This window comes from Enterococcus sp. DIV2453a (assembly GCF_050533535.1).
Classification (GTDB): Bacteria; Bacillota; Bacilli; order Lactobacillales; family Enterococcaceae; genus Enterococcus; species Enterococcus faecalis.
In genome coordinates this window covers 928823-954595 of record NZ_CP172899.1, presented here as the reverse complement: position 1 = coordinate 954595, position 25773 = coordinate 928823, and the positions used below count along the sequence as shown (strand labels likewise).

Below are 25773 nucleotides of genomic sequence, written 5' to 3'. Positions count from 1 at the left end.
TAATGCTGCCAAGTTTGAGTTGCATAAATAACATATTTCACATCAATAATGAATAAAAATACTTATTTCATCCTCATTTTGTTTCCCAGGCCATTTATTCTTGTTATAATAAAGTTTATGAGATAAGGAGGAAAAGAATGAAAAATTCATATTTTGACGGTGGTTTAGCCACGTATATCGGGACTTCAATTTTAGCAACCTTGATTACTGTCTTTACATTAGGCATTTGCACACCTTGGGGAATTTGTATGATGTACAACTGGAAAATCAAGCATACCGTTATTGATGGTAAACGCCTTTATTTTGACGGTACAGCTATGCAATTATTCGGTCATTGGATTAAATGGCTTTTATTAACTATAATTACTTTAGGAATTTATGGTTTTTGGTTGAATATCCGTTTGCAACAATGGATTACAAAACATACCCACACGCTTTCATAAAAAGAGGAAGGATGAACTGAGTTCCGGTCCATCCTTCCTCTTTTTATGAATATCTAACAGAGTGTTATCCTACTCTTTGAAAAAACAAGGAATTTATGCTATACTTTGATAAGTATCAAGGGATACTTATGTTATTTCGGGGGCGTTACGGATTCGACAGGCATAGTTGAGCTTGAATTGCGTTTCGTAGGTTACGGCTACGTTAAAACGTTACAGTTAAATATAACTGCTAAAAACGAAAACAATTCTTTCGCTTTAGCTGCCTAAAAACCAGCTAGCGAAGATCCTCCCGGCATCGCCCATGTGCTCGGGTCAGGGTCCTAATCGAAGTGGGATACGCTAAATTTTTCCGTCTGTAAAATTTAGAGGAGCTTACCAGACTAGCAATACAGAATGCCTGTCACTCGGCACGCTGTAAAGCGAACCTTTAAATGAGTGTCTATGAACGTAGAGATTTAAGTGGCAATATGTTTGGACGCGGGTTCGACTCCCGCCGTCTCCATTTTTAGAAAAGTAGAGAAAAACAAAAGAGAGCTAAAACCTTATAAAATAAAGGTTTTAGCTCTTTTTATTTCTATAAGAAAAGGATACAAAAGAAGAGAAATGCAAAATATTTTGCACTCATTCTCTGAAAAACTTGCGACTTAACAACTCTTACGGTTGGAGTAATCCAATGATACACTTCAAATTAGCCAGGAACAAAACGTTAAATCAACTATTATCAAAGAATAGTAAACTTCAGAATCTACAATGAATAGCATTGAAACTAAAAAAAATTTGTATATCCATATTTTAAATTAAAAAATTCTCTACATATCTTTTCAGCATATTAAATAACAATATAATAACGAAATCCCAGACTAGTTTTTTTATTTTTTACAATTTTTTCTATAACTAAAAACTATTTTAAAAGGAACCGAGAAAAAAGCACCCATAATCCACTCCTTATTTTTTAATCTTTAATTTCACAATAAAAATTTCTTTTAACAAAAAAACTTTAAAAAACACTCGTTATATTAATTAACTTATTTTAAATTAGTGAAAACAACCAATTGGTCTAGACTAAGAAATCGCTTATATTAGAATATGAGTTAAAAATGATAAATTATTAACTAAAAAAAATAAGTTATTATATATTTTTAGTGGAAAACAAAGTAATATCCAAAAAGGAAAAGAAATAACAAAAAAAGAAAGAAAAGGAAGATCATTTTGAACAAGTTTTTAAAGTATACATTTTCTCTACTGATTATTATTATTGGAAGTTTTTACAGCCACCAAGTTGTTTCTGCAGAGGAGCTAGTCGGAACTGGTATAGTTGATCTATTTGAATTTAGTGATACTAACTTATCTCAAGGACAAACAACTTCTGTCAAAATAACATTTAGTGAAAAATATAAAGATCATATCAAACCTGGCGATACATTGACCTTTCCGATGCCAGCGGGGCTAGAGGGCATGACTGAAAATGACGGTTCACCAAGAAAAATTTTGTTAAGCGACTTAGGCGAAGCACTTATATACAAAGACAGAATTGTTGCAACTGCCAATGATCGTGTAAAATTTCTAGAACATGTACATGGTAGTTTTAGTTTTGGTATTAAATCAACTGTTACTAACAGTACAACCGATGCCACTATTGAAACAAATTTTGGAACAACTTTAGAAAAAAAATCCGTAACTGTCCGAGGCATTTCTCAAAATCCAGGAACGAGTACTCAACCATTTTTCTACAAATCAGGGGATTTACTAGGCGACTCTGATAAGGTCCGTTGGTTTTTAAATGTAAATTTAAACAAAGAAGAACTTTCAGATGATATCGTCATCTCTGACACTCACGGATCTGGTCAATTATTAAACAAAGATAGTTTCAATATTACGGTAAATAATTATTTAGGTTCAACTACCTATACTCTCAACGCTTTCATGGAAAAAGGATTCGGCACCATCGAACTTTCAACAGATAATAATTTTATTATTCGATTGAAGAAAGACCATGCACGTTTAGCCTCATTTACTATAATGTACACTACGACCATTACAACTGAAGGTCGTAAACAAGAGCTCTTTGAAAATAGTTATGACGTAAACTATCAAATTTTTAACAAAGAGCGAATGACAGAAAAAAATTCAACTAGCGTCAAAAATCTATTTGCTGAAGGAGAAGCAGATGGCGATTTAGACAAACAGGATCCTAATGAGCATGAGATTGAAACTCCTAACGAATCAGTTGAACCATTACCAGATAACACCCCCACTCCTGAAAAACCATTAGTTGAAGATTCAGAAAATCCTTCAGAAAAAGGACCAGATAAAAGTCAGCCTGAAATTCATATTGGTGAAAAAGAAGACTTTGTTGAAGATGAATCCGATAAAATCAAAGATTTAGAAGATACCCCATCAACAGAAAAACCTCTTTCTCCTAAAGATATTGAGAATGAAACGAACAACTCTGTTGATAAAAATCAACCTGAAATCCATATCGGTGAAAAAGAGGAAGTTGTTGAAGATGAGTCTGATAAAACCAAAGATTTAGAAGACACCCCATCAACAGAAACGCCTCTTCCTCCTAAAGAAGTTGAGAATGAAACGAACAACTCTGTTGATAAAAACCAACCTGAAAGCCGTATTAGTGAAAAAGAAGACCTTGTTGAAGATGAATCCGATAAAATTAAAGATTTAAAAGACACTCCATCAACAGAAAAACCTCTTTCTTCTAAAAAAATCAAAAAAGAAACAAGCAACACTGTTGATACAAACAAAACTGCTGTGAAAAAAAACAGCCCTCAAGCGAATCAAAAAACAACAAGTGACACAAGTATGACAACCGTTTCATCTTTATCATCAGTAAATGAGAAAGAGAAAAAAATACTTCCTAAAGCAGGAACAACAAACAATATGTTTTTAACCCTACTGGGTCTGCTAATCATTCTTTTCACTTCAATTACTGTTTATTCTAAATATAAAAAAGTAAATTAAATAATCAAAACCACCCGCTCACACGGGTGGTTTGTTTTGTGGCTGTGACCTCTATTACCTTCCGCGTCACATTTACTCACTGCTCCTGAAAGGAGCTATTTTATTTTTTGTATTTTTTGTCCTGTGAACGGACCTACATCTTCAAACATTGTTAGTTAATCTGCTACATAATCTTCACAAAGTTAATTACGAATGTATTCTTCTATCTGCTTTTTATTTTTTTTACTGTATCCATATAGTAACCGCCACACCAAAATTTTTTATGTTCCTAACGATATTTTAGTTCTGTATGTCTATCGAATATCATTGAGCTACTTTTTCCTTTTAAATGCAGAATGAATTGGTAGACACTTAATTTTGGAGGAATGCATACTAGCATATGAATATGTTTCGTATACAACTTTCTAGCGATATTTTGGCGCAAAAACAATATGATACTTACATTCCATCTTGTGTATAAACTTTTTATGCCCTTTTTCATAAGGGTTACCTCAAAACTTTTGATATGATGGTCGAGAAACCATTTGCATAGTGGATGGTTTTCAATGCATATAAAAAAAGAGTCCCCTTCCTCAAGGAAACTCTCAATTGCTAAGTCAAAATAACTTCACGTTATCTAAATCTTTTAAATCAATCCTATGGTTCGCGGAACAAAGGAGCTAAAAACTTAATAGAATAAATCGCACAAATTCCGACAATAATATAGATAATTTTTGCTAATGGTGTGGTTGCACCGCCACTAATTGTTGCAACTAAATCAAAATTAAATGCACCAACTAATAACCAGTTTAAACCTCCGACAATCAATAAAATTAAAGCAATAATATCCAGATATTTCATTTTTAACACTCCTTCCAAATTTGATAAGCCAAGAGTAACACGTTTATTCTTTATTTACGAAAATAATGATTCAGGAAAAAAACTTTTTTCAATTATTTTCTCGAATCATTTTTTCGTTATTAAGAATTTTATGATATAACTAAAGAGTAGACAAAAACAGATTCATTATCTCTGATAAGAAATGGTGGTTTATTATGCGTGCTAAGTTATTTTTAATTTTGCGGAATCGAGTGTTATCCCGTGTTGTCTTTGTCATTCTATTTTTACATGTGCTTTTTACCACAAATGATTTCACGGTGTTGCTGCTCCTCTTACTATTGAATTATTTACTCACGCTTGAGGATAGCGCGAAAAAAAACAGAAAAATCCAAACTTGGCAGGAATTTAAACAGTCGATTGATTGGCCCTTTGTCGCTTTTTATTCAGGGCTTGCTCTTTTAGTTATTTCGTTAATACTTCTGTTTCTCTGGTTCAATTATGCACGATAAGGAGGATTAAAAATTGAAAAGCTATTTTTTTACTCTTTTTTTAGTATGTTTAGCCTTTTCGTCATACTACTTTGGTTTTCTGGATATGATAGTAAGGGATTTCTATTGGCCCTTACAGATTTTCTAGGTTTTTCTATTATTCACCAAACGCCTGTGCTGGATACTTATTATTCCCAGCAGCCTTTAACAACCAGAATGTTGATTTCTTCTGGGCTTCATTTTTGTACTTATTTTTGCTTAGGTTTGGTCATTGATTTACTACGTAAAGGGTTTAAAAAAATAAAAACATAGTCACTTTTATTATACGAATCGTTAATTTCCATGCTTTCTGGTCGTCTTTTTCCGCCGCTTGTACCAGATAATGAAGCCGCTAATAATTAACGCACAGGCAATTAAAAGTAATGTCCATAATAGTAAATTTTGTTGTTGTGCCACTTTTTTCATCCCCGCTGCTGCTTTTTCTGGTTGATATGGGATACGATGTCCTCGAACTAATAACCGATGACTGTTTATCATATACGGTGTGCAAGTTAATAAAGTGACGAGATCTTGGCCAGACTCAATGTGTAAATCTTTTGTATCAGTTGGTTCAACGGTTTTTATTTGATCTACTTGATAAGCAAGCGTCTTCCCGTTAACTTCGATATAAAATTCATCGCCTTTTTTTAATTCTGGCAAATCTGTAAATAATTTGGCTTGAGGGAGACCACAATGGCCTGAAATGACCGCATGTGTATTCGCACCACCTGTAGGATAGGAGGTTCCTTCTAACAAGGAGCTTCCTTTTTCCAATAGCAATGCATTCGTTTTATCAAAAATTGGTAAACGGACATTTATTTTTGGAATGGTTAAAACACCAATCGTATGACTTTCAAAATAGGATTTGTCTGGTTTTTTCGTTGTTTTTTGCGTTTCAGAAAAAGGATCTAATCCAGGATTGCTGCCTTTTTTCGCTAATTCTTGGTTTTTCTTTTCCATTTTTTCTTGAAGTTCAGCCATTTCTTTGGTGTTTTCTTGGCTTGCTTTTGCTTGATAATGAGCGATAATTTGTTGATCCAGATAGTTATTTAATGCATCGCTAACAAAAGGATACGCAAATGCACCTATTCCAATAATCAGTAAAAGAATCATAAAACCATCAATGATACGACGTTTCTTTTTTGACTTCATTGCTTCCTCCTTAAAAATAAAGCATGAGAGCCTGGGACAGTGATTGGCCCAGGCTCTTTGTTTTTCTAAAAATTTCTTCGGTGATGCTAGAAATTAAGCATTTTCTTTTCTACGTCTAGCAAAGTAGACTCCTGCAATAAGTAGCAAGACTGCGCCACTTCCTAAGTAAACGTAGATTCCTTTGCCACCTGTTGAAGGTAAGGTACCTTTGTGTTTGTTTGGTACTTTTTCTGGTGAAACTAGGTTTTCTGTTGTGCCATATGATTGTTCATTGACCACAAATTCAATCCGATTTGTTAACAAGACATAATCATCAGGAGCTACAATTTCTTCTAAATAATAGGTACCGTATTTAAGCCCTGTGATATCAACTAATCCATCAGCCGTTGTTGTAAAAGTAGTCGCTTCAGCTTTTGTTTTCACCCAAGTTGCTGCTTTCGTTGTTTCATCGATTTTCAAATAATTTGCTGTGTCACTGTTTTGATCACGAACGACAAAGGAAGCTCCCGCCAAGGCTTGTGTCGCTGTCACATCGCCATCGACTTTAATGAAACGTTTCCCACCTGTCACAACTTCAACAGTTGGTGGTGTTTGGTCGTCGGTATGACCGTTATCAACATTCGCCTCATTTTTAAAGCCTTTCGTAGGATCTGCTTTTTCATTTAAATGCATAAAGTAAACGAATTTTAGTGTGCCGCCTGGCGTTAACGTAGGAATATATTCTGGATTAACGGCGACAGTGAAGCCATTTGCTTGTTCAGTCACTTGATAATTTTCAGGAGCAATCACTGTATCCCCATCATATAACGCATAGGCATACTCTCCAGAAGTCACGTTATCAAAAGTTAAGGCTGCATCATGTTTATCAACTAAATTGAATTTGACGTATTTATTAGCGTCGCCTTCTTTGTCTGCAATCCCCAATGGAATATTTACAGAAATTTGATATTTAATTTTTTCGCCAATTGCCACATCTTTACCATCTAAGTTTGGTGTTGTTTTATCAACTTTAGAGGTATCATTTTTGACTGTTTTTTCAACAGGTGTTTGATTGTTTGCTTCAATTGTAAATGGTGTTTTTGTTTGATTTTCAATTAATTCTGCATTATTTGGCGCTTTTACTTCTTCTAAAATATACGAACCAACCTCAAGATTTTTAACTGTTAATTCTCCCGTTCCATTCTCTGCTTCTGTGAAATCATTTTCGCCAATTTCATAACTTTTCCCAGTAATAAAGCGTTTTGCTTGTTCTTTATCCGTTGTCCATGTATATAATCCATCTTTGACTCCTTGGATATATTTTACTGTGCCTGGTGAGCCTTCGCTTTTAGAAATAACAAATTCTGCGCCATTTAATCCTTCATTTTCAGCAGTTCCTACTTTTTTCACATGTAAACTACCATCATTGGCTACCACATTTTTAGGATAAATATGAACAATCGCTAATTCTTCTGTTCCATATTTATAGGAACCATCTGCTTGCTTGATCATTTCGTAAACTGGGAACGCCACCACCATATTCGTAGCAGCAACTACGCCCTCTTTTGGTTCCTCTTTAATGGTGTACACTGCATCTTTACCATTTTGTTTTTTAGGTAACTGAACAGTGACATTCCCATTTGCATCGGTGGTTCCTTGAGCAACAGGTTTCCCAGGAGTTAAACTTTGGACAGCTTGTTTAGCTGCATCAACGCTTGCGCCTGCCGCTCGTTGCTCGTAAAATTCGCTCGTCACGTTATAAATACTAAACGTCACATCTGCCAGTCCTTGATATTTATCAAACTCGCTCATTTCTTTCCCGCTATTTTGAATAAGCGGATCTGGTAAATCCGTCATTTTCTTTTTGTGAATCACGAGCTGTGCGCTCTCCCCATTTTCTTCTGCAAATGCAGTTGTTGTCCCTAATACACTCGTGAAAAGTGGCAAAATTAGTAACAAGGTACTAACGGTGTACCAAACTTTTTTTAATTGCTTCATTTTCTCTCTCCTCTTTTTTGTTTTTGATAAAATAGCCAAATGGCTACCAGCCCAATGATTAGCAGGCCTGCAATCGTCAACCAAATAGAACGTTCTTCATTTGTTTTTGGTAAGAAGCCTGACTCTTTTACTTTTTTATTGATTACATGTAACGGTGCTGTTCGTTGTCCGTTCGTTGCATAAGAATTTTTTTCCACCGTAAAAGGAATTTCTGTTTGATTCAGAAGATAACCTTTTGGTGCAGAGATTTCTTCTAAGAAGTACTGGCCATCTTTTAAGCCTTTAACTGAAAATTCACCGGCTTGATTAGACGTGAGTTTTTTAGCTAATGCTTTTTCTTTTTGCCAACGATACCCGTTTGCTGTTTCATTGAGGTATTCCCCCGCTTGATTTTTGACGATAAAAACAGCCTCTGGCAAGGTGATTTTCGCATTTTCACTATCAACTTTGACAAAAGACTTGCCACCTGTACGAACTGTGGCTCTTTTAGTCAAGGTATGTTTGTCCGTGACTAATTGTCCTTCGTTGTTAATCGCAGTGTCAGGTTCAGCGGTCTTTTCTAAACGCATTTGATACGACACAGTCATTGTTTGATTTGCAAAGTTTTGCAAGTCTTTAATTGAAAAATCAAGCGTAAATCCATGCTTTTGCGTCGTCAGTGTGTAACCTGTAGTAACTGTTTTTCCAGCCACTTTTACCACAATTGATTCTGGTAAAAGTGTCAACGTTGTATCCGCCTTATCTGACAAACGGAATTCCTGATATCCTAAAATATTCGCTGGAATCTGAGTCGTTAACTGATAGTTAATGTGCTCTCCTTGATTAAAGCCTTGTTGCTTATCGAGTACCGTTTTTTCAAGTGGTGGTAAGTCATAGGCATTTTCTTCATTTTTTGGATATAAATGAATATGCGTTAACGATTGCCCTTGTGGATCTTGAACAGGCAAAATCACTACTAGGTTGCTAGCTTTTTCCTTTACCACTTCCGGTGCTTCCGCTTCAACAAATAAATAGGCTTTATCTCGTTGCTGCGAATCTTTGCTAGCTAATGAAAAAGAAACCACTCCATCTTCTCCATTTATTGTCTGTGTTTTATCTTCTGCGATCGGTTTTCTATTTGTTGCACCGGTTTCTGCTAATTGACGCTGTGCCTCTTGGACCGTTTTTCCTTCAGAACGAAGCTGATAAAACGGATCCGTCACATCATAGACTTGATAAGTGACGTCATTTAAGCCCCGATAATTTTGAAGCAGCGTTCCCTCTTCCCCTGTGTTTTGCTGCTGTTCTGGTAATTGACCATCAGGGAACAATAATTTGTGCAACGTAACTTGAACGCTTGCTTGCGATGCTTCTGCTAATGCTTGCTGTGAAAACCCGAAAAGAGCGAGTAGCATGACGCAAATACTTAACCAACGTGCGTTTTTCATCGATTACACACTCCCTTCTGGTCGTCTAATAAAGAGATAAACACCCGCTATCACGAATGTACTAATCGCTATCAAGTAAAACCACAAGCGTCCTATGCCACCAGTTTCAGGTAAAGGAACCTTTGCTTGGTTAGTAACATCTAAAGTAATTTGATTATTCTTCTCTCCAGAAATTAAAACATCTGCTACTTTTTCCCCATCTATCGTGACTGAACCATCTTCGCGAATTATTAATTCGATTGGTTCTTTTAACCCCTGATATCCTTCTGGCGTAAAGGTTTCTGTTAGGACATATTTCCCTGGTTTTAAGTTTTCAAAAACAAAAGTATCCGTTTCTTTGCCATCTTTTGGTAATTCAATATCCGTATCTGGTCCTGTTAAACGGAATTTCGCTCCTTTAAGTGGCGTCTGATTATCGGCTTTTTTATGAACCGTTAAGTCAAAAGGTTTCAAATGATTTTGATGTGTCAGTGTCCATTCTGGCGCATTTTCTTCAATATTTTTGCCTGCATAGTGAATTTCCCCATATTTATCAACAGTAAATTCATAATTTCCAGCAAGAGTGTCGTATCCTAATGGTCCTGATTGTTCCACCATTCGATACTCACCAGGTTCACTAATTTTAAAATAGCTCAATCCTGCAGTATCTGTTTTTTGAGTTGCCACAGTTTGGTAACTTCCTTGAGCATTTTTTCTTTGCAACGCAAAAGTCACCTCTGCTAAGTTCACTTGTTTGCCGTTTTGCATGGTGTATTTTCTAATTCTGATTGGCAAAGAAGAAAATTTATTTTCAATTTCCAATGGAATAACTTGATTTGTGGTGGTCACTTCTTGTCCATCGATGCTTACTTTGCCTTGCTCACTCACCTCAATTTGCCAAGTCGTTTTCTTACCTAACTCATGTCCTGCAGGTGCTTTTACTTCAGTTAATGTATAGCGTTCCCCTTTTTGTAGGCGCACATCTTTTGGCAAGGAGTAGCTCCCATCTTTATTGTCCACTAATGTTGTCTGAACATTTTTACCACTCAATTCAAAGACGGCTCCCGCTAAGTTTTTCTCACCTGAGGAAGAATTTTTGATTACTTTTAAATCTAATGGCTTGAACTGCTTCGTGTTTTTCCAAGTAGTATCGTCGATTTTTTCTTGACTGTAACCAGGAACTGCTAATTCACGGGTTGTTTGGTAATTGAAAGCTTGTCCTTGATTATTGTATTGGGGAAGTCCAAGAACTTCTTGATAGCTTTCATCCGCGGTTTTGGAAAGTTGGGTTACATTTTTGCGCTCCCAACTATTGCTGGTATCATTTTCTGGTTTTGATAATTTAATATACCCAGTTTGCCAGTTGGCTGTGTCAGTTACTTGCTTTCTACTAATTTCATAAATCACGTTATCTGGCCGACTTGTTGGGTCTTGATCATACTCTTCCCAGATTTTTTTCACGTTTAACTTCACGCCAGGTGCTTTTCCCGAAGGAACCCCAAAATCAACTTTTTCAGGGGCCGTGGCTAATGGCTGAAACGTTGTCCGACCATTCATTTGATACCAAAAATCAGGTTTGAAGTTTTCTGACTCTGTTTGAATACGTACTTGATAATGAATTTGAATTTCTTGCCCTTTACCCAAATAAATCTCATTACTATTAATTGTAGCGCCTGTTAGCGACACTTCTGGTAATGTTTGAACCTGAACAGGACCCACACTTTTCATTGATAATGTATTTGGCTCGTATTTAAAAGGTTCAGCAATTGGATCAACTACTTTTCCGTTTACAACCGTTCCTGAAATCTGAACGGCTTTTTTCGCTAAATAATCAGAAATGTCTGGTGCATAATCCGCGGATTCATAATAAAGGTCTCCATTTTCATCGGCTGACACCATCTCACGCATTTTATCTTCAACTTGTTGTTTAGATAAATTAGCTCGTGGATCGCTTTGCAATTGAATGCCCAATCCATGTATTTCAATCCCACGTTGTTTTAAGGCCATTGCCTCACCTATCGTGGCGATAAACGTACTGTTAATTCGTTTACTGATATTGTTTTGATCTGGCGCATTATAGCTACCAGAGATATAAGAAGTGCTACCTGGTTGGTCTTGTCGATTCGTAAATTGTGTCCCGTAAAAGCGACCATCCGCCTCTGTTTGAACTCGACTCACTTTATAAGAGAAGGTTGGGACGCCATCCGTTAAAAGTACAATAACTTTCTTATGTCCATTTGGCGTTGCTAACATATCACCAGCATCTCTTAATGCTTTTTGAGTGAAAGTTCCTCCTCTAGTGCTACTTGGCGTAATATTTTTAATTGGATTTTTGACTGTATCAAACGGTCCCATTTGAATGGCGTTGTTATTATAACCGTCACTTGAGTAGCCAACATAGCCCATGTTGATGTTATTGGTAATACCGCTATCTGCCAATGTATCAACAAAACGGTTCACTCCTTTTTGTACTTCACCAATCCGATTGTTTTCATTCATACTTCCGGACCAGTCAACGACTAAGACCAAATCCAATGGTGTGATTTCTTTTTGAACATTTCCACGCACATTAAGATATACATCAAAAAGCCCTGGTGTTGTTGTTTCTCTAGCATATTTTCGGATGGCATAATCGGCTTGGTCTCCTGTACCGCCATACTCAATATAAGAATTTGTGCGATTAGTAGGGTCCCCATTCCAACTCGTTTGACCATCCCATTGTGTACCACCATCTTTATTCCCTTGATGGTTTAACACATTTTGATTGCCTGTGGGCTGCCAATTAGCTGTCGGATAAGTACCAGAATTATCCGTCGTGTATTGTGGTGCAATTAAAGGTAGTGCCAGATTCGCTCTCAAAGTGGCTGGCGCCATTCTTGCTTCTGCAAATGGATTGGTTACCTCTTCTGTTGCGGTCGGCTGTTCTGTTTTTTCTGGAGCCGAATCATTTTTGTTAGTTTCTTTCGTATTTTCTGGTACAGTTATTTTTTCTGGTTCAGTTGATTCTTTAGCAGAATCCTCTACTGTTATTTTTTCAGAAGTAACTGAAACATCATATTCGTTGTTTTCATACAATAACTTAGGTGGCTGAGCTGTTTGAAGCGAACCTTGCTCAACAGCTAACGAAAGCTGTACCGGCTTTTTTACTTGTGCGTCCAAAGTCAGATAAAGCGTACCATTAGTCACTTGGTAAGAATATCCGTCTTTTTCAATTACAGCAGTATCCATGAACTGTGCATTTTTCAATTGAATTTCTCGTTGTAATGGCTGCTCTGTTTGGTTGAGAAGATTTAACTCGATATTAATATTCGTTTTATCATTCTCATCTGTTATCATTTGAGCGGATGTAATTTCAACTTCTTTGGCTGTTTCTGCATAGCCAATGAGCGGTATGAAATAGGATGAGACAAGTAAAAAGACTACGCCGAAAACCCCAAATTTCTTTAGTAATTTAATGTCTGTTCTCTCCTTTCTTTTATGAATTAACAGTTAAATTAGAATTGCCTAGCACGTAAAATTTCATTATTCTAATCTGATAATTATTATACAGAGAAGGAGCTCATTAAATCACACCAGCTTTCATACCAAGCGGTTTCATTTCTGAAATTGCGTTATTGTTTCGATGATTGTTTCATTAAAGTAAAGGACTTGGGAGGAAACAATATGATTAGGTTTTTAGAAAAAAATTATCGGAAAATGGAAGAAATCATTCGTGTCTTATCCATTTCTGATAAATGGATGACTAAAAAAGAACTTGCAAAATATATTGGTAGTTCTGAGTCTACTTTTATTCGTTATATTGAGGAGATTAAACAGCGTTGGGGCGAAAGTTTAACCATTAAAACATCGCATAAATTAGGCTATCGTTTAGAAAACTTTAATGTGTCCTTATATTTAAACGTACTGACGGATATGGCAAAAACGTCAACGACCACCCAATTGCTCCATGAATTTATCCAAAATCCTGGCAAAACCATCGAATATTATTGCGATACCATCAATATTAGTCGCTCTTCTTTTGCTCGAAAATTGAAGCAGTGTAATCAGGTCTTGGAAACTTACTCTCTTCGCGTTATCGTTGATCAAGGCTATCAATTAACTAGCCAAACAGAAGAATTGCCTTTACGTATTTTTACAACCTTTTTCTTTTTAATGTATTATGGTCATTATGAATTGCCTTATCAATTAGATAAGCAGGAAATCAAACAATTAATGCGCCGTAATCAATGCCAATTAAATATTATTAGTATGGATAACAGTTATGAACACGATTTCTTTATTATGTATTTTATTGTTGATTTATTAAGAGAGCATCAAGGATTTCAACAACGTTTCCAGAAAAAAACAGATAAAAAGAGTCCAATCAAAATGGAAGATTATCTTTTACTCAGTCGTCATTTTACTGGACTCAGCCGTGAGACCTATCGGGAAGTTCTCCTGTATTTTCAAAGAGGCGCTTTTCAGCAATACTACTCCGAAGACCAAGAAGTCATCAGTCAAAGAATACGTGAAAATTTAAAATTTAATGCTTTTTCACAGATTGAACAATTAACAGAAGAAGTCGTCGACTTCGCTGTTCACTTGTTAACCTGTCTTTATTTGTTTTCTCAATTAGTGCCTTTTGACACCTCCGAATTGACACAAAGGGCCACCTTTTTCACTCGACAAATTCATTTTACTCAGCTTCACTTATATGCACGATTAAAAGCAGAATTGCATTTCTTTTCCGCTCTTTTAGAAACAAATCTATTAAACTATTCATCTTCTTATATTTTTTGGTTGCTTAATACTTTTCCAGAAATTAACCAGAGTTTCGACTCAAAAAAGATTTTGATTATTAGCGACATGGGCCTGAATCATAGTCAATATATTGGAAACTATGTCCACGATATTTTAGCTTTGCATCGGATTCGTTCAAATACGTTAGCAATTACGGAAGAACAATTAGGTGAACATCAACTTGAAGAATTTGATTTGATTATTACCAATCAACCAATTATTGAAACCAGTGTTCCAAGTATTTTAATTAATGATGCTATCTTATTTTCTAACAAAAGAGAATTGCTCGATTTATTAAACTTTTAACGTCTTAATGGTTTTCCCTATCTACCAAAAAGATAGCCCTTTTATCAAGAACCGCGTAATGTGAGGTGCCATCATACAGAAGATATTTTTCTAAAATAAAAAAGAAAATGAGCCTGGGACAAAAATCACTTTGGATTTTTGTCCCAGGCTTAAAAATTGATAAACGAAACCAGCAAATTAAATTTCTGATTGATTCACTGGCCATCTTGTGTGACTTTTACTTGGCAAAATTAATGTAATGAAGATCACTAAAGTACCGATAAAAGGAAGTAAATAGAATAAAATCCACCAGTTACTGTGGTCGCGATCATGCAATCTTCTTGCTCGAACAGTAAAGTTTGCCAACCAAATTAAAGCAGTCAGCAAGAAAAAGATAATGGTCACAGTATTCCATTCTTTAATGATTGTTCCATCATTGGGTGTTACTTCAATATATCTGTAAACGCCCGTAATTGCTGAATAAATCCCTAACACCAAATAATTAATTAATTGTGGCCACCAATATTGTGCTCGTGTTGCTGACGCATTCATTGTTGTAATATTATTCCAGTATTCTCTATACGCGTTAAACATATTATCACCCCCGCATTAACTATTACAGAAGTCTTTCGTTTTGTCAAAGAATAACGTTATTTTATGCCGCTTAATGACACGTCCATGTGCCTTCCTTAAACTCACACGAAGCTGACTCTTCAGAAGAAGGAGTTAATGAAACTAACGGTTGCTGTTGTTTTTCTTCTGCGAGAATTTTTTGAATAGTTTGGCTGATTTGCTGTTTCGGTACTGCACCATTAATTAAATATTTTTGATTAATGATTAGTGCGGGAACTCCTTGTAAACCATAAGCAGAAGCTAGCGCAAAATCTTCTTGAACCGCCGTCCAAACAGCCTCGGAAGCAACAGCTTCTTTCCATAAAGCAAAATCAATCGTTGTCTCTTTTACTAGCTCCTCAATTACTTCTGGCTCTTCAATATTTAAACTTCTCATAAATAAACCTTCTTGTAACTTATCAAACAGTACCCAATAAGTGTCTTGGTTGCCAATGTATCCAGCTGCTTTTGCTGCTAATAATGCATTCTTTGATGTTGGAAAATCAAATCGTTGCTTCCTCATCCCTTCAATATTAAAACGATGCTTTGAATCGTTTTGATTGGCATGCACCCAATGCGTCAAAACTTCTTCTTTTACTGCTGCTCGTGAGCCAAACATTGTTTCAAAATCGTTTGCGGACCACCCCAACGCAAACGACCGATGAATCAATTCAATTTCAGGAAATTCTTGTTGAATCTCATGCATGCGGTCAGACATTGGAAAACAAAAACTACAAATAACATCATGGAAAAATTCTATTTTCATCCTTACCCTCCAGTAACTCTTTTTTCAAAACAGATTGAACTAAATTTACCATTTTGCTTACTAAAAGTAAACAAATGAAGCCAATTAAAAGAAAAAGATGAAACAAAATGCGCTATGGCTTTTGTCTCACCTGTTCTATCTACTTATTCTGATGTGTCCATTCCATTACCCGCTCACCATTCGTATCTAATTCACCATTAAATACAAAACCAAGTTGTTGATACAACCGAATTGCTGAGCTGTTCGTATCATAAACACTCAAGTATAGCTTGTTTGTTTGGTATTTTTCTATTAGCATTAACATTAAAAGTCGACAGGCTGCTTTCCCATAACCTTGTCCTTGGAACCGTTGATCAATTAAAAAGCGGTCTAACCAAACGCGCCCATCTTGCCAACGTCCATACATGGCATAGCCGATTAATTGATTGCCGTCATAAATACCTGCCGATTCCCATTCTGGAAATTGGTCCGATTCTTTTAGATTTTCTGCCATTGATTCAATGAAGGTTTGTTGTTCAGCGAAAACTTGTAGGTTTTCCACTGCTTTACGATTATCGTTTGTTACTTTTTCAAAATGTATTTCCATTGTTTTCACCTAATTAGTTGTTATTTTCTGCATACTTGTCTTCTTTCTTGCTTCTTATTTTAACATACTTATTTCCCTTTGCTTTCTCTAACTCTCTGTGATTATACGTTTCTCTTTTTTATGGGAAATCTTCCCTATAAATGGAGACTCTTTTCAAGAGATTTCTTTTTACACTGCCCGTTTCAAATGATATAAATGATATATAGAGTGTTTTAACTATGTGCAACATGATTAAAAGTTAACTGTTGGGGAGCAGTTAACTTTTTCTTTTTAACCACAAAAGAGAGGATCCGCTGTGAGAAATAACTGCAGTGGATGCTCCCTTTTGTATATTATTTATTTACTAGCCGATAGTTGAAAGCTTTCCCGTTACTCAGTAGTATCGATTTTGTCTTCTTGACTATCTAAAGAACGGTCAACTTTTTCGTCGTAACTTTCCATGGAATTTTCATTTTTATGTTTCTGCTTATCGACCGTTTTATCGACTTTTTCTTTCTGTCGATCAATTGTTTTTTCCATCTCTTCGCCAGCCGAGGTACAACCACTCAGTAAAAGGAAACTTGTGAATAAAAACGCTGACAAGATAACTGTTTTTCCGATTTTTGTTTTCATAAACTCACCTCTCGTTTAATTTAAAAAAACGTCCCGATAAAACATTGTTTCCTTGATTAATTACTCACAATTAGCGAACGACTAAGACATTGCACAAAGCATGGTTAACCACATAATCTGTAGTAGAACCAATCAAGGTTCGTTGAATAGCACCTCTTCCCGTGGCACCTAGCACAATTAAATCTATGGCATAATTTTCAGAAATCGTGTTGGCAAGATAACGTTTTGGGCTCCCAAGTTCAACAATTTTTTTGACTGTTTTTACACCAATTTCACTCGCTTGTTTTGCCTTTCCAGTGAGCATCTCTTCTGACTTGTGTTTTTCTAAATCATACAATTCTTCAAAAGAAAATGGACTCGTCGTAAATTCAGCATCATTAATAATTGTAGCTAAATAAAGAGTGGCTTGTTCCTCTTTGGCAATCCTGACAGCTTCATGAAAAGCTTTTTCAGATTGATCTGAGCCATCAAGAGCAACCAAAATATGTTGATATACTGACATTTTATCCGCCTCCTTAACCAAATTAAGAATCAAAACTAACACAACAGCTGTGTTACATTTTAGTGGCTATCTGTTGTAATTTTTCCACGGTTAATGCTTGATAATTTGTTTCTTCAAGTAGTCCCGTTTGAATTTCAACAGAAACATCTTCCGTACATGTTTCTAAAAACATTGTGGCATAATCAAACTGTTGCTCTAAGAATGTTTCATACTCCAGTCGACAACGTAAAAATTCTTTCGCGGTATCTGAAACATGTAAACACATGCGGCGCTTATTCGCTTTCTTGGTTATCACAAAATAGGTTCCTTCTAAAATCGTGGTAATCTCTTCAATAATATACGCTGCATCTTTTACCATTCCGTCAATCCAGTCCTTTATTTGTTTTCAGTGTCGTTGCTTTTTTCTTTGTCGTCACTTAACAGCTCTTTAATTTTTTCACGATTATCGTATAACTTTTTTCCTACGCCCACTAAGGCGCCGCCTGCCAATAACTTTGTTAAAAAACCGCCATTTGCGTTTGTTTTTTTGCCATGGTGTCCTTTTAAATGATGTCCCATCCTAGCCACCTCCATAATTTTTATTTCTATTACCTATGAACATTATCTCATATGTTTTCACAAAACGCACGTATAACAATAGTTTTTTAATCAAGGCTCGACCACTTTGTAAACTCATGACTTTTAATATGCCGAATCTCTTCAAATAAAATATGTGTATGTCCAACTTTTGCATACTCCATTGAACTCATCCCTTCAAAAACACCAACAATTGGCGGTTGAACACGGCCATAATCATCCAATGTATTCAATTGGATTTCTAAAACCTGGTTATTTTTTAAAGACTGCTCTAAGTATTCTTCAATTTCTTCTGTTGTCTGTTGCGGTAAGCGTTCAAACGCTCTCTTAGAATATTCGTCAGAAGCTTCGATTCCTTCTTGTAACTCCCCCAATGCAAAAGCGGTCGCCCATTTCAGTTCAAAGGGCCGATCATGGTACTCATTATAAGGTGTAAATTCTTTTTTTGTTCGTTTCATGGTGTTATCCTCCTAAACCGACATTTCCTCCAGCATGTCCACCGACTAATCCTGAACGATGAATTGCCGTCGCGCCTTCCAACAAAGAAGAGGCGTGGATTAAAGCTTGAAAGCCAAATTTTTGTCGGATTTTATCAATCAGATAGTTTAACTCCATTTCACTAATTTGCTCTTCTGGTTCCGAAAATAAATCTAATTGTAAAGATTCATTCCAAACTAATTTCCCATAAGAAAGCCCTAATTGCCGGACATCGGTTCCCGCTAGATAATGTTCTCTAAAAAGGGCTAATACATAGGTGATCAAAACTTTTGTATTGTTTGTTGCAGGAATCGTTTGTTGTTTTCGCCAACCAGTTCGTCCTTCACGGTCAATTTGACCTTTGGAATAACCAACGTAGACTGTGATACATTCCGTTTGACAATGCGCTTTTCTTAAACGAGCAGCCACTTGTTCTGTCAGTTCCTTTAAGACTAGTTCAATCTGATCTCTTCGCGCATAATCTCTCGGCAAAATCTGACTATTTCCAAATGATTTTTCAGCTTTATGTTGCGCTTTTTTCCCTAAAAAGGTACGATCAATCCCCCATGAATGAGCATACAATTGAAGCCCCATCACGCCAAATGTTTCTTGTAAAAGATGCGGATTCGCTTGCGCTAACTCATATACAGAATCAATTCCTAAACGATTCAGTCGTTTAGCCATTCTGCGACCAATCCCACAAAAATCTGTCAAAGAAGGCAACTGCCAGACAGTATCTGGTACACGATCATACCGCCATTCTGCAATAAAATCTGGCGAATGTTTGGCGCCATTGTCCAACGCCAATTTAGCCAGTAACGGATTGTCCCCTATCCCAACGGTCACATAAATACCCACATGATTATAAACGACTCTTTGGATAATCCGAGCCATTTTATAGGCAGTTTCACAATGAAAATAACTTAAAGAAGCCGTTACATCAAGAAATGATTCATCTACACTAAACACAGAGTGATCTTCATCTGCGACAAACTTTTTATATAAATTATTAATTTCTTGATTTTTTTTCATGTACAAATTCATTCGTGGCGGAACCACATATAAATCAGGATGAGCGGGCACTTGATTTTTACGCGTAACATTTGAAACACCTAAAACTTTTTTTGCCATTGGCGATGCTGATAAAACTAATCCCCCCGCATTTTCGGCATTACTCATCACTACCAACATCGTTTTCAACGGATCTAACCCACGTTCTGCGCATTCTACACTAGCGTAAAAACTTTTGCAATCAATACAAAGAATATCGCGACTAGGTTCTTTTTCATAATCAAATTTCACAAACATCACCTCACTTGCAAAATCATTATACGAACAAATGTTCGATTAATCAAGCGAACACTGTTTATTTTTTTGTTTTTTTTCAAGAACGGTTGGTGATCAAAAAAAATAAGTATTCGGAATTTTTATATTCCAAATACTTATTTTTTCTTTTACATCTTATTTCGATTTAAAAATAATGATAAAAAGCCCGTTCCTAACAGAATTACTGCTGAAACATAATAAGGGAAAAAGTGATTGATATCAAATAAAGCTCCTGCTGCCATTGGTCCTAAAATATTACCAAAACTTGTAAATGTCGAATTTAGACCGTTGATGGTTCCTTGTTGATCTCCAGCATGTTTGGATAAATAAGTAGTTACTGCTGGTCTAAACAAGTCAAACGCTAAAAAGACAATAAACGTTGAAAATACAACAACTAAATTATTTTTTGTAAAGGCAATCACGGCAATAAAAATGGCACTTGCAAAAAAGGTTAATTGGATTAAACCCATTTCACCTATTTTTTGGACGATTGCATCAAAGAAAAACAACTGACAAATCAACGCTAAAATACCACTAACCGTAATCACGATTGCTATTTCACTTGTGGTAAAGCCAAAATTAATAGTCGCCATAATACTATAAATAGATTCGAACGCTTGCAGGCCAAAAGAGGAAATTAAGATAATCACAAATAATGAGGTAAACATTGGATTTCTTAAAATATCCATAAATGAACCTTTTTTCGCTTCAACAGCGGCTAAAATTCGTTTCTCTGGCTCCTTCAAAACAGTTAATGTCAAAATAAAACCAATAAACGCTAAAAATGCGGCTGCAAAAAACGGGGCGCGAATACCTAAATAAGCAATAAAACCACCAACTCCTGGTCCGATAATAAAACCACCACTAATTGCAGCTGACACAAGTCCCATCGCTTTCGGACGTTCAGAAATCGTGGTCATATCTGCCACAAAGGCTGTCACTGACGGCATTAATAAAGCGGCGGCAATCCCACCTAAACCACGAGAAATATAAAAACCGCTTTTCGCTTGGGCTAAACCAAATAATAACTCAGAAATTGAAAACACCAACATACCCGTCGCAATCATTTTTTTCCGACCAATTTTATCCGAAAGGACACCTGCGATTGGCGATGTGATTAATTGGGCAATCGCAAAAATAGAAATCATCATTCCCATTGTGGTACCAGAAAAATGCATTTCTTCTTTTAATTGGGGAATTACGGGAATGACTAGGCCTACGCCTAGAAAAACAAGAAATAAGTTAGAAATTGCTAAGTACATCATACTATTTTTTTTCGTCATAATTTGCCTCCTCCATAAAAAAACAGCCATCAAAAATGGCTATTTCTGTTTCTTTGTATGTACTTTCTTTGACAGTGTTTCGGCTGAAACACTCGTTGAGTCATTGAGATACATTTTACACTAATTCGCTGAAAATTTCACTAGTTTTTACTTATTTTTTTAAAGGAAATTGTTATTTTTTAAAGACATAACTTAAGTATCCAAGTATTTAATGAATCGCTTTTGTTTTTTATCAGAAATATAGCCAATGTGTTCATAAAATTGATGTGCTGCTGTACGCTGTTCCCCTGAATTTAAGCGAATCGCAGACAAGTTACACTTTTTAGCTTCCGTTTCTAGTTTCGTCATTAATTGTTTGCCAATTCCACGGCCTTCTGCTTCTTTTGCCACTGCTAATCCCAGAACGTTCAATAACGTTTGGGAATAAATTGTTTCATACAGTTGCGCATGCACATAGCCTAAAATCTTGCCTGTCTTCGTTTCTTCATAAACATATAAAAACTCTCTGTCACTGGCTAGTAGTAATTTCTCAATCTGTTTACAGGTCACGTCAACGGGAACTTCATAGCCCAATTGTTCTTTATTAATGATAGTTAACGCCGTTGCATCTGTTGGCTTCATTTTTCTAATCAAGAGTAACACCCTCCTAAATGATATTTATAGAGTATTACTTTGGCTACTCTATAGTTTTTTCGATAAATAAAGAACTAACTCATCATCATTAACACACCGTTCGTTTGGTTTCAGCTGCTTATTTTGAAACCAGACTCCTGAACCATCTGGCACATATCCTTGTTTGATATATAATCTTTGCGCTGCACCATAACCAGGATGCAGGCCTACTCCCAAAGAAACAGTATCTGCATAACTTTTGGCAACATTTTCTGCACGATTTAATAATAACCGCCCCACTCCTTGTTTTTGAAATGGTAAGAATACATTGAAATCAGCTATTTCAGGATATAAATTTTTAAAAGGTCCTTCCTTAGATAATGGCAGTAACGTCACATACCCTAACAGCGTTGCCTTTTTCTCCGCTACAAAAACCGTTCGTTGCTTGACTAATTGTTCTTCTAAATAGTTCATTAAAATCTCTTGGCGACTTGGCCAACCTTGTTGGACAAATTGAGTATCCAGCGCTAAGATATCTTTCTCTTGCATTTCTCTAATAACCACTAGCTCAGACATTAGCATTTCCTCCCGAAAAGCGTTTTCATTTTATAAAACGAAGCGAATAATTCTTCGCTCCCTTATTCATTTTCAAAAACCATCGAGTTGATGATATTTGGGCAAAACAGCAACACATGTTTCTTCTGAATTAACAGCAATAACGAACCCTTGCCATAAGGACCACGTCACCGTTTCACCTAATTTCTCTTTCACTCGTTGAATCATTTCAGCTTGCGTTAAGTCTCGTGCAGGAAAATGTTGAACTTTATCGTTACTGATTAAAAAAATAAATGATTCTGAAAAAGCTGTCATGACTTCAGGTGGTAAATTTTTTAATCGTTCTTGATAATCCATTGAAACCACTCCTTCTTTTTTATCATACCACAACATCCATTTCTCTAAAAAGCGCAGCACTTACTACTGAATATCTGCTAAAATTTGCCTGATAATCTGCTTTTCAGACAGTTGTTCAGATAACCGCTGTTCTCCCGGAAACCCTAAATAATCTTCTGGTAGCCACCAACGTTTCATTTCCACGACACCAAATTCTTGATTCTTGTTTCTCTGGCTATGTCTTTTCAGCGTTTCTTCAAAAGAAATATCAAAATAATAAACCTGAACGTTTCCTTCAAAGAGATGAATTATTTCCTGAAAAAAGGAATGATAAATGGCTTTTTGAAAAATCCCTTCAACAATCACATACTGGCATTCTTGATAACCAAAAGCTACCAACTGTTTTAACAAAGCAATACTTAGATTATCTGTTTCATCTTTAACACGAAGCATTTCTCTGCGCACCACATCTTGAGAAATCAATAACGATTGTTCTTTAAGACACTGATGAAGCGCTTTAGCTATCGTTGTTTTACCACTACCAGAATTACCACGTAAAATAATTAATTTTGGTTGCATCTGTTTCCCTCCATTTTCTTGATTGTTGAAAACCAGCACAAAAGAGCAAAAAACTTGGAAAAAACTCTCCAAGTTTTGCTGTTATTTTGATGAATGTTTCGTTGAATCTCGCTGAATGAATTCCGTTCCGACAATAATTTTTCTAGGAACTGGTGGGGTATTCAAGCATAACTCTTTCATTGTCTCAACGGCTAGCTCACCCATCCATTCAGTATGAACTTTAACTGTTGTTAATGTTGGTGAAACATATTTTGCGACACTAATATCATTAAAACCAATGATAGAAATATCTTCTGGCACACGAATGGCTGCTTCTTGTAACGCCCGCATTGCACCAATCGCCAATGTATCACTTGCAGCGAAAAAAGCGGTTGGACGAGTGTCCGCTTCTTCAATAAAGTCTTTCATCGCTTGATAGCCTTCTTCAACAGAAAAAGCTGCTTCGACAACCCATTCTTGATGATAAAGGTCCAGATCTTTTAAGGTTTCTTTAAAAGCGACAAAACGTGGATCAACCAATGCCACGTGGGACTCTTTCGTATATTCTTGCCCAGAAAGCATACCAATTTTCTGATGCCCTTGCGCCAAAAATTCTTGCACAATTGTTTTAACACTTCCAGTAAAATCAACAACAATGGAGTTTTGGCCAAAAACCATTGCATCAAAGTCTACAAATAGAAGAGGTGCGCCTAAGGCGGCTAAGGCCGCCACTTGCTTTTCATCAAATTTTCCTAGGGCAATTGTCCCATCAAATCTTTTTTGAGACAGGTTTGTCAGAGATTCTTTGACTAAAAGAAAACCCAATTCCTCTGCCCGCTTTTCAACACCTAAACGAATCGATAAATAGTAAATATCATCCAGTTCTTCTGGATCGCTGAACCATTGGACAAACCGAATTTTCTTTTTGCCTGCTTGTTTTTTTCTGGCTCGCTTTTTATAATTTAACGTTTCTGCTGTTTCAAATATTTTCTTCTTCGTTTCATCACTAACTGATAATGTTTCATCATAGTTCAAAACTCTCGAAACTGTCGCTGAAGAAACACCGACTTGCTCTGCTATATCTTTAATGGTTACGATGTTCCTCACCTCAAACTAATCATTTTCTATACATTGAATAAATCGTTCAAAAGCACGACGGCCTTCTTCATCACGTTTAAAGACGCCGGCATCTGTTAAAATTTGAACAAAAATTGTCCCAATTCCTTGTTGGATCACTTCTTTGACATTGGCTTCAGTGATGGTTTGCTGACTGAGTTCATCCGCCCAAGCTCGATGACTTTCAGCAATTTGATTGGGTTGCTTTAATAAATACTTTTCGACTTCTTTTAATTCTTGTGCCAGCCTTGGTGGCAAAATAGCTAGTCCCATTACTTCAATTAAGCCAATATTTTCTTTCTTAATATGTTGTACTTCTGGATGTGGATGAAAAATGCCATCTGGAAATTCCTCCGAAACATTATTATCTCGTAAAACTAAATCCAATTCAAATAATGACCCTTTGCGTCGAGCAATTGGCGTAATCGTATGATGCGGTGTACCATCTTCTGAATAGGCCCGAACCGAGACTCGTTCATCAGAATAATTGCGCCATTTGGTCAAAATTAATTCGGCTGCCTCAACTAGTTCCTCTTGATGATCACTTTGAAGACGAATCACAGACATCGGCCATTTTAAAATACCAGCAGTTATCTCAGGATATTTTTTCAAAGAAAATCTTGTTTCCATTGGTGCTAAATCCATTGGAAATGTATGACGTCCTGCTTGGTAATGATCATGAGATAAAATAGAACCACCAACAATTGGCAAATCTGCATTAGAGCCCACAAAATATTCAGGGAATAACTCCGTAATTTTAAGGAGCCGCTGGAACGTTTTTTTCTCGATTTTCATTTCTCGATGTTGTTGGTCCAAGAAAATCGCATGCTCATTATAGTAAGCATATGGCGAATATTGAAAGCCCCAAGCTTCGTCCTCTAAATTTAGTCGGATAATCCGATGGTTTGTCCGTGCTGGATAATTCACACGACCATAATAGCCTTCATTCTCCATACATAACATACACGCTGGATATTTTTTTTGACTCATTTTCTTTTCAGCCAAAATTTTTCGAGCATCCTTTTCTGGCTTCGATAAGTTAATGGTAATTTCTAGTTTACCATAGGGTGAGTCCATTGGGAAAATAATATTTTTGGCGATTGCTTTCGTTTTAATGTAGTTATTTGTTTTACATAACTGATAAAAATAATCCGTTGCTTTTCGTGGAGACTCTTGATAATAATCCATAAACTTCCGATTAATGATGGTTGGGGTCGGCGTAATAAAATCCATTAACTCTGCTTCTAGTTGTTCTGCTTCCGTAATTGAGTCATCGATTTGGTGATTGGCTTGTGCAATGTTTAAAAGATGTTCCACCACACGCAACGGTTCTTGCTCACAAACAACCGCTTCTGGTTGTTCAAAAAAATCACAGCCAACTAGTTTGGCAATCCGATTCGTCAAATAATAACGGTCTGTTTCCGTCCAATCGCCATTTTCTATGATTATCTCTACAAATGCAGCAATCCATTTACTACTTTCTTTCATCATC

Annotated in this window: 25 protein-coding genes, 1 other RNA gene and 1 pseudogene; 5 read left to right on the top strand and 22 right to left on the bottom strand. The window is 36.2% G+C overall.

Annotation, left to right across the window (positions count from 1 at the left end):
• Nucleotides 1-137: 137 nt before the first annotated feature.
• From IGK03_RS04840 to IGK03_RS04830, 3 genes are all read left to right on the top strand, one after another.
• Nucleotides 138-443 carry a DUF898 family protein gene (locus tag IGK03_RS04840; RefSeq protein ID WP_010713532.1) on the top strand — a complete coding sequence of 102 codons (306 nt, stop codon included), beginning with the start codon at nt 138-140 and terminating at the stop codon, nt 441-443.
• A gap of 138 nt (nt 444-581) precedes the next feature.
• Nucleotides 582-948, top strand: a transfer-messenger RNA (tmRNA) gene (gene ssrA / locus IGK03_RS04835).
• A gap of 704 nt (nt 949-1652) precedes the next feature.
• A complete protein-coding gene (locus tag IGK03_RS04830; protein WP_430602522.1) occupies nt 1653-3419 on the top strand; it encodes a collagen binding domain-containing protein in 1767 nt (588 codons plus the stop codon).
• A 155-nt stretch (nt 3420-3574) separates the two neighbouring features.
• On the opposite strand, the pseudogene tnpA reads toward IGK03_RS04830, so the two are convergent.
• Nucleotides 3575-3868 (bottom strand): annotated as a pseudogene (gene tnpA, locus IGK03_RS04825) (IS200/IS605 family transposase).
• A gap of 187 nt (nt 3869-4055) precedes the next feature.
• On the bottom strand, nt 4056-4259 hold the full coding sequence (locus IGK03_RS04820) for a DUF378 domain-containing protein (protein ID WP_002381996.1): 204 nt from the start codon (nt 4257-4259) through the stop codon (nt 4056-4058).
• 194 nt (nt 4260-4453) lie between these two features.
• On the opposite strand from IGK03_RS04820, the gene IGK03_RS04815 reads away from it, so the two are divergent.
• Nucleotides 4454-4747, top strand: a complete 294-nt coding sequence (locus tag IGK03_RS04815) for a hypothetical protein (protein ID WP_002358125.1) — start codon at nt 4454-4456, stop codon at nt 4745-4747.
• A 312-nt stretch (nt 4748-5059) separates the two neighbouring features.
• Here IGK03_RS04815 and srtC read toward each other — a convergent pair whose 3' ends face one another.
• The 4 genes from srtC to ebpA form a co-directional block, all read right to left on the bottom strand.
• Nucleotides 5060-5917: an Ebp pilus assembly class C sortase gene (gene srtC, locus IGK03_RS04810; RefSeq protein ID WP_430602520.1), complete on the bottom strand. Its 858-nt coding sequence runs from the start codon at nt 5915-5917 to the stop codon at nt 5060-5062.
• Nucleotides 5918-6010: 93 nt separating this feature from the next.
• Nucleotides 6011-7894: an endocarditis and biofilm-associated pilus major subunit EbpC gene (gene ebpC, locus IGK03_RS04805; RefSeq protein WP_430602518.1), complete on the bottom strand. Its 1884-nt coding sequence runs from the start codon at nt 7892-7894 to the stop codon at nt 6011-6013.
• Nucleotides 7891-9321 carry an endocarditis and biofilm-associated pilus minor subunit EbpB gene (ebpB, locus tag IGK03_RS04800; protein ID WP_430602516.1) on the bottom strand — a complete coding sequence of 477 codons (1431 nt, stop codon included), beginning with the start codon at nt 9319-9321 and terminating at the stop codon, nt 7891-7893. The genes ebpC and ebpB overlap by 4 nt, the downstream gene beginning before the upstream one ends.
• Nucleotides 9322-9324: 3 nt before the next feature.
• Complete coding sequence (gene ebpA, locus IGK03_RS04795; RefSeq protein ID WP_202334941.1) at nt 9325-12789, bottom strand: endocarditis and biofilm-associated pilus tip protein EbpA; 3465 nt, start codon at nt 12787-12789, stop codon at nt 9325-9327.
• A gap of 174 nt (nt 12790-12963) precedes the next feature.
• Between ebpA and IGK03_RS04790 the strand changes: the two genes are divergently transcribed.
• Nucleotides 12964-14385, top strand: coding sequence for a helix-turn-helix domain-containing protein (locus tag IGK03_RS04790; protein ID WP_202334792.1), 1422 nt, complete (start codon nt 12964-12966; stop codon nt 14383-14385).
• Nucleotides 14386-14562: 177 nt separating this feature from the next.
• Here IGK03_RS04790 and IGK03_RS04785 read toward each other — a convergent pair whose 3' ends face one another.
• The 16 genes from IGK03_RS04785 to galT form a co-directional block, all read right to left on the bottom strand.
• Nucleotides 14563-14958, bottom strand: a complete 396-nt coding sequence (locus IGK03_RS04785) for a DUF805 domain-containing protein (RefSeq protein ID WP_002358131.1) — start codon at nt 14956-14958, stop codon at nt 14563-14565.
• A gap of 70 nt (nt 14959-15028) precedes the next feature.
• A complete protein-coding gene (locus tag IGK03_RS04780; protein WP_174120964.1) occupies nt 15029-15742 on the bottom strand; it encodes a DsbA family oxidoreductase in 714 nt (237 codons plus the stop codon).
• Nucleotides 15743-15881: 139 nt separating this feature from the next.
• Nucleotides 15882-16328 (bottom strand): GNAT family N-acetyltransferase, encoded by a 447-nt coding sequence (locus tag IGK03_RS04775; protein WP_010713539.1) that lies wholly within the window; start codon nt 16326-16328, stop codon nt 15882-15884.
• Between the two features lie 369 nt (nt 16329-16697).
• A complete protein-coding gene (locus tag IGK03_RS04770) occupies nt 16698-16940 on the bottom strand; it encodes a hypothetical protein (protein ID WP_002358134.1) in 243 nt (80 codons plus the stop codon).
• A gap of 70 nt (nt 16941-17010) precedes the next feature.
• Entirely contained in the window at nt 17011-17442 is a 432-nt protein-coding gene (locus IGK03_RS04765) for a universal stress protein (RefSeq protein ID WP_010706572.1), read from the bottom strand.
• A 52-nt stretch (nt 17443-17494) separates the two neighbouring features.
• Nucleotides 17495-17800 carry a hypothetical protein gene (locus IGK03_RS04760; protein ID WP_002358136.1) on the bottom strand — a complete coding sequence of 102 codons (306 nt, stop codon included), beginning with the start codon at nt 17798-17800 and terminating at the stop codon, nt 17495-17497.
• Nucleotides 17801-17817: 17 nt separating this feature from the next.
• Nucleotides 17818-18015 (bottom strand): hypothetical protein, encoded by a 198-nt coding sequence (locus IGK03_RS04755; RefSeq protein ID WP_002360617.1) that lies wholly within the window; start codon nt 18013-18015, stop codon nt 17818-17820.
• A gap of 71 nt (nt 18016-18086) precedes the next feature.
• Nucleotides 18087-18476, bottom strand: a complete 390-nt coding sequence (locus IGK03_RS04750; RefSeq protein ID WP_002407077.1) for a hypothetical protein — start codon at nt 18474-18476, stop codon at nt 18087-18089.
• A 4-nt stretch (nt 18477-18480) separates the two neighbouring features.
• Nucleotides 18481-19803 (bottom strand): Y-family DNA polymerase, encoded by a 1323-nt coding sequence (locus tag IGK03_RS04745; protein ID WP_002382081.1) that lies wholly within the window; start codon nt 19801-19803, stop codon nt 18481-18483.
• A gap of 146 nt (nt 19804-19949) precedes the next feature.
• Nucleotides 19950-21104 (bottom strand): multidrug efflux MFS transporter EmeA, encoded by a 1155-nt coding sequence (gene emeA / locus IGK03_RS04740; RefSeq protein ID WP_002358140.1) that lies wholly within the window; start codon nt 21102-21104, stop codon nt 19950-19952.
• A 192-nt stretch (nt 21105-21296) separates the two neighbouring features.
• Nucleotides 21297-21737: a GNAT family N-acetyltransferase gene (locus tag IGK03_RS04735; RefSeq protein ID WP_010713541.1), complete on the bottom strand. Its 441-nt coding sequence runs from the start codon at nt 21735-21737 to the stop codon at nt 21297-21299.
• A gap of 48 nt (nt 21738-21785) precedes the next feature.
• Nucleotides 21786-22298 (bottom strand): GNAT family N-acetyltransferase, encoded by a 513-nt coding sequence (locus tag IGK03_RS04730; protein ID WP_025192065.1) that lies wholly within the window; start codon nt 22296-22298, stop codon nt 21786-21788.
• Nucleotides 22299-22364: 66 nt separating this feature from the next.
• The gene (locus IGK03_RS04725; RefSeq protein ID WP_025186579.1) at nt 22365-22664 is read right to left on the bottom strand and encodes a hypothetical protein; all 300 of its coding nucleotides are present in this window, start codon (nt 22662-22664) and stop codon (nt 22365-22367) included.
• A 27-nt stretch (nt 22665-22691) separates the two neighbouring features.
• A complete protein-coding gene (locus tag IGK03_RS04720; RefSeq protein ID WP_025192066.1) occupies nt 22692-23258 on the bottom strand; it encodes a kinase in 567 nt (188 codons plus the stop codon).
• 9 nt (nt 23259-23267) lie between these two features.
• Nucleotides 23268-24272: a LacI family DNA-binding transcriptional regulator gene (locus tag IGK03_RS04715; protein ID WP_010713545.1), complete on the bottom strand. Its 1005-nt coding sequence runs from the start codon at nt 24270-24272 to the stop codon at nt 23268-23270.
• 6 nt (nt 24273-24278) lie between these two features.
• Complete coding sequence (galT, locus tag IGK03_RS04710; protein ID WP_025192067.1) at nt 24279-25769, bottom strand: UDP-glucose--hexose-1-phosphate uridylyltransferase; 1491 nt, start codon at nt 25767-25769, stop codon at nt 24279-24281.
• Between the last annotated feature and the right edge of the window lie 4 nt (nt 25770-25773).

Coding starts and splice junctions, on each gene's coding strand:
- IGK03_RS04840 (WP_010713532.1), top strand. CDS start 138: ATGAAAAATTCATATTTTGACGGTGGTTTAGCCACGTATATCGGGACT.
- IGK03_RS04820 (WP_002381996.1), bottom strand. CDS start 4,259: ATGAAATATCTGGATATTATTGCTTTAATTTTATTGATTGTCGGAGGT.
- IGK03_RS04815 (WP_002358125.1), top strand. CDS start 4,454: ATGCGTGCTAAGTTATTTTTAATTTTGCGGAATCGAGTGTTATCCCGT.
- srtC (WP_430602520.1), bottom strand. CDS start 5,917: ATGAAGTCAAAAAAGAAACGTCGTATCATTGATGGTTTTATGATTCTT.
- ebpC (WP_430602518.1), bottom strand. CDS start 7,894: ATGAAGCAATTAAAAAAAGTTTGGTACACCGTTAGTACCTTGTTACTA.
- ebpB (WP_430602516.1), bottom strand. CDS start 9,321: ATGAAAAACGCACGTTGGTTAAGTATTTGCGTCATGCTACTCGCTCTT.
- IGK03_RS04790 (WP_202334792.1), top strand. CDS start 12,964: ATGATTAGGTTTTTAGAAAAAAATTATCGGAAAATGGAAGAAATCATT.
- IGK03_RS04785 (WP_002358131.1), bottom strand. CDS start 14,958: ATGTTTAACGCGTATAGAGAATACTGGAATAATATTACAACAATGAAT.
- IGK03_RS04780 (WP_174120964.1), bottom strand. CDS start 15,742: ATGAAAATAGAATTTTTCCATGATGTTATTTGTAGTTTTTGTTTTCCA.
- IGK03_RS04775 (WP_010713539.1), bottom strand. CDS start 16,328: ATGGAAATACATTTTGAAAAAGTAACAAACGATAATCGTAAAGCAGTG.
- IGK03_RS04770 (WP_002358134.1), bottom strand. CDS start 16,940: ATGAAAACAAAAATCGGAAAAACAGTTATCTTGTCAGCGTTTTTATTC.
- IGK03_RS04765 (WP_010706572.1), bottom strand. CDS start 17,442: ATGTCAGTATATCAACATATTTTGGTTGCTCTTGATGGCTCAGATCAA.
- IGK03_RS04760 (WP_002358136.1), bottom strand. CDS start 17,800: ATGGTAAAAGATGCAGCGTATATTATTGAAGAGATTACCACGATTTTA.
- IGK03_RS04755 (WP_002360617.1), bottom strand. CDS start 18,015: ATGGAGGTGGCTAGGATGGGACATCATTTAAAAGGACACCATGGCAAA.
- IGK03_RS04750 (WP_002407077.1), bottom strand. CDS start 18,476: ATGAAACGAACAAAAAAAGAATTTACACCTTATAATGAGTACCATGAT.
- IGK03_RS04745 (WP_002382081.1), bottom strand. CDS start 19,803: ATGTTTGTGAAATTTGATTATGAAAAAGAACCTAGTCGCGATATTCTT.
- emeA (WP_002358140.1), bottom strand. CDS start 21,104: ATGACGAAAAAAAATAGTATGATGTACTTAGCAATTTCTAACTTATTT.
- IGK03_RS04730 (WP_025192065.1), bottom strand. CDS start 22,298: ATGCTAATGTCTGAGCTAGTGGTTATTAGAGAAATGCAAGAGAAAGAT.
- IGK03_RS04725 (WP_025186579.1), bottom strand. CDS start 22,664: ATGTTGTGGTATGATAAAAAAGAAGGAGTGGTTTCAATGGATTATCAA.
- galT (WP_025192067.1), bottom strand. CDS start 25,769: ATGAAAGAAAGTAGTAAATGGATTGCTGCATTTGTAGAGATAATCATA.